1 pseudogene is annotated in these 4174 nt (G+C 45.3%); it reads right to left on the reverse strand.

Annotation, left to right across the window (positions count from 1 at the left end):
• A pseudogene (locus tag A3761_RS28820) lies at positions 1 to 4076 on the reverse strand (DUF2974 domain-containing protein); the annotation flags it as partial.
• Positions 4077 to 4174: the final 98 nt, after the last annotated feature.

Below are 4174 nucleotides of genomic sequence, written 5' to 3' on the forward strand. Positions count from 1 at the left end.
TCTTGTCGACCTTCAGTTTCATCATAGGTCGAGATATAGTCAGCACCATCACCCAGGCTATACAGGTAGGTATCATTTCCTGCTCCGCCAAAAATGACATCGTCTCCTTCTCCTCCTGCAATAACGTCATCACCGACATCACCATACAGATAATCATCCCCACTATTGCCATTGATTGCGTCGTTATCATCACCACCATAGACATAATCCTGGCCGTCTCCGGCATCAATAGTGTCGGCACCACTGAACCCATAATAGTGCTTCGAGCCTACGCCGTCCGAGGTGATATGGTCATCACTATCCGTTCCTAGGTTAGTTCCATTGGACAAGTTGTCGACAATGAGAGATAAACTTGAACCATCAGCAAATCGAGCTTCACGGATGTACGAGAAAGTCGTCTGCGACATAGCGATCACATCACTTTCATTCGAGCCATAATTTATCTTAATAAAACTGTCGCTTGTAGGATCTTGAGAAGAAGGTCTCGCATAGGTATAAATATCGCCAGCATTCAAACCACCCTCAAAAGCTAGGATATTGATGCCTTGGGTATCAGTAATATAGATCGTACCGTCACCGGGCTTCACGATAAAGGTATCATTACCCGCGCCTCCGTCTAAGCGGTCTGTACCCGAGCCTCCAGATAAAACGTCATCACCTTTTCCACCCTGGATCTGGTCATTACCTGCGCCGCCATATAATTGATCATCACCTTCACCGCCGTAAAGCCAGTCATGCTGCTCCCCGCCATTAAGACGGTCATTCCCTTCGTCGCCATAGAGAACATCACTACCTTCATCACCATTAATTGTGTCGGAGCCCGTTCCCCCATAAAGCCAGTCAGTCTCACTCCCACCATGAAGCGTATCATTTCCACCATTGCCGTATATTGTATCGACGCCAGCACCGCCTTTTAGGGTATCGTTACCGCTCCATTCTTCTTGGAATTCGACATAATCATCAGCCGTAATTAAGCGCTCTACACCCTCCTTATTGGTATAAGACAGATACTGACCTTCAGCTGTGAAAAAGCCATTGTCGTTGGATTTATCACCTTCGATGTAGTCATCTCCATCACCACCGTCAATCGTATCATCACCCGCTTCACCCAAGATGATATCGTCCCCCTGACCACCATCAATGGTATCGTTATAGCTCAGGCTTTCATCCAGACGGTCAATATGATCTGTGATGGTAAAGATGCGAATATCACCACCTAAACCAGGCTCAGTATAGCGAACACGGTTACCGGCGGAGTCTCCCATAATAAAATCATTGTCGGCACCACCATCAATAACGTCATTACCTTCGCCACCATATATTTGGTCCTCGCCCGCACCACCCGATAGTATGTCGGTGTACTTGCCTGAAGAGATTCGGTCATTTCCGGCCCCCCCGTCGACGATATCTACATCACCGACATCAGTTCCGGCTTCATTGAGCACTTCGCCCGTTTCAGCATCAATATTTATGTAAGGGCCATTGCCAAAGATGAAGTCGATACCTTCTCCACCCGACAAGGTATCGGACCCACTGCCGCCAACCAAGGTATCATTACCCGTTCCGCCAACAAGGTTATCTTTACCAGCATGACCGAATAGCTCGTCGTTACCTTCGCCACCGAGCAGGTCATCATCACCTAGATTACCTTTCAGTACGTCATCTTCTACACCGCCTTTTAGATAATCATTGCCATGACTGCCCCAGAACTCCCAGTCATTGCCGGCGTATCCATCGTTATATAAGTCAGCATCATATAAGCTGGCATCATAGAAAATATTATCTTCAATAGTAGCCGTTCCACCTCTACTGGGAGCCCAGTTGTTAACACCATCGTAGTTATGGCCTGAACCGACGACGATGTCTCCACCTGCGGGGCTTGGTTCAGGTTCGTTGTTTTCAACATTAATACCGAAGCGGGAAAAGTCTGATTGAGCGATGACGTCGACAATATCCCCATTAGCGCCTACGGCTCTAAAGCCTGACACAGTGAGTTGATAGCGATAGGGATCGTTTTCATCTAATGCGTTTTTATATGAGTCTTCTGTACCAGAAACTTTTTCTAGAGCAGTGATGGTTCGACCACCAATTATGAGGGTGTTTATTCCTTCAGTATCTTCAATCCTGTCGTAGCCGTGACCTTGTGTGAAGTGGTAGGTATCGTTGTCTGCTCCGCCGACTAAGAAATCGTTTCCAGTGCCGCCGTGAAGGTGGTCGTTTCCTTTTCCGCCATCTAGAACATCTTCGCCCTCTCTGCCAAATAAAATGTCATCACCGCCATTTCCATATAGGTGATCATGATACTCTCCGCCCTCTAATCCAGAAGTATCATTGTCTTCTGTCCCGAAAGTATATGTATTTACCTTATCTGCGAAGAGGTAGTTTTTAGCTATATCTCCAGTTTGCAAGTCCTTAAAAAGTGCGTATTCAGTCCCCAAGCCGTCCCCATATGGAAGGTTCTCTCGGTTTTGTGAAAGTGTTAGCTCATAAAAATTAAGCCTATCAACCCAATAGGGTTCGGAATAAGTATCTTTAGCATAGCGATCTGATTCCCTGATTTCCGAAGAAACAGCACTTGCCAGTTCAGGGCCCATTAGGATGAATGGCAGATTATTGATCACACTATATCGGGCTAATCGGGCGTCCAGATCAAAGTAACCGGATTGATTAAGCCAGTGCTCTAATTGCTCTCTATCCACTCCTCTAGCATCAGCAACAGTCGAAAAGTGTATGCCCTGACTCAACAGCGTATGATGGAAGTCAATATACCCCTTAAGACCATCTTCTACATTTTCACCTAATATATCCGCTACAGCTTGAAAAACCTCAGAGTATCTTTGAGCTTCGTGAGGAGCGCTGCCCTCTAGTATATGATTAACTTCCACACGACTAATAGTCCCTCCTTCCATCCCCCCCTGATCATTGAGTCTGCCACCGCTAAGTATCGAAAACAGACTAAACGCTAAGGCATCCTTTGCCGGTGTTGTCGCGTCCGGCTGATCATTGTTTGCATTTAAATACTCTAGATAAGAAGCCGTTAATTGGGAACCCGCTTCGAGGAGGAGGGGAAGTCTAGAAAAGTTAAGTCCTGTAGAGAGAGCCCCTATTGCCGCACCAAGCCCGAATACTGTCACCGCTCTCTCAGTCGGGTCAGTTACATCAAGTACCGTTTCTGCAACGTTATCCAGAACCCAATCTCTTAATTCCGTATATTCACTTGATTTAAGGGGGAAGGCCTCAATCAAGGAAATTCCTGGTAATATAGTAAATAATCTCGCCATCGCCTCCATTTCACTGATTTCTTGATCACCACCACCCAATAGGCCATTTGTTCCAGAGCTCAAAGCTTGAACTAACGGCAAAATATCATCCAAATTAAAATAGTGATGGTTGGCTTGAGAATCTATTAATACACTGCCATCCTTCATCTGTAGCTCAATGGTTGCTAAGGAATGAGCATCGAGGAAGAACTCTGCTTCAGTTGATGAGCTAAGTTGATAGTTAGATGTCTGACCTCCGACATGCTCAGAGAGCTGGACGACTAGATCTGAGGGTTCATAATAGTGATAGATATCTGCGTCTGCGAGGAGGTCTTTATCATAATCAGAATGTTTCGAATCTAGACTAGCTTCTCCACCTAAACCATTGAAGGTTAATAGGTCTATTTGATTAGCTGCTAGTTTTCCCTCGCTCACTATTTCGTAAGCAGCATACTGCGCCAAAGCTCCACCAAGACTATGGCCAGTTACAGTCAGTGTGGCAATATCACCAACGTCGAAGTTAATATCATTAAACATTTCAAATATTTGTTGTCGTACACTCTCCCATTGACCGTAGCCCAGGCTGGATACATTCTGATACCAATCTTGGGAACCTTCAGTACCTGCAAAAGCCAATACATAATTTCCCGTACCATCTGAATAAAGGGCCGCTTTAAGTCCCGTTTGTTCTATTGTCCAGATCCCATTCTCAACAAACTCATAACCAAGATGCTTAAGAAACCCACCCCCTGCATCTAACTCATAAGCGCCTTTTGCTGCATAAAATGCTAACTCGAATTCTTCCCTTTCTATCATCAGTCATCTCCTTTGACTTGTTATCACTATCTAAACGTCCTTATCAATATTTTTCGTTTCAAAATAGGCACACACATTGAATAATTTGAGGTGTTGCC

The organism is Oleiphilus sp. HI0123 (assembly GCF_001635315.1).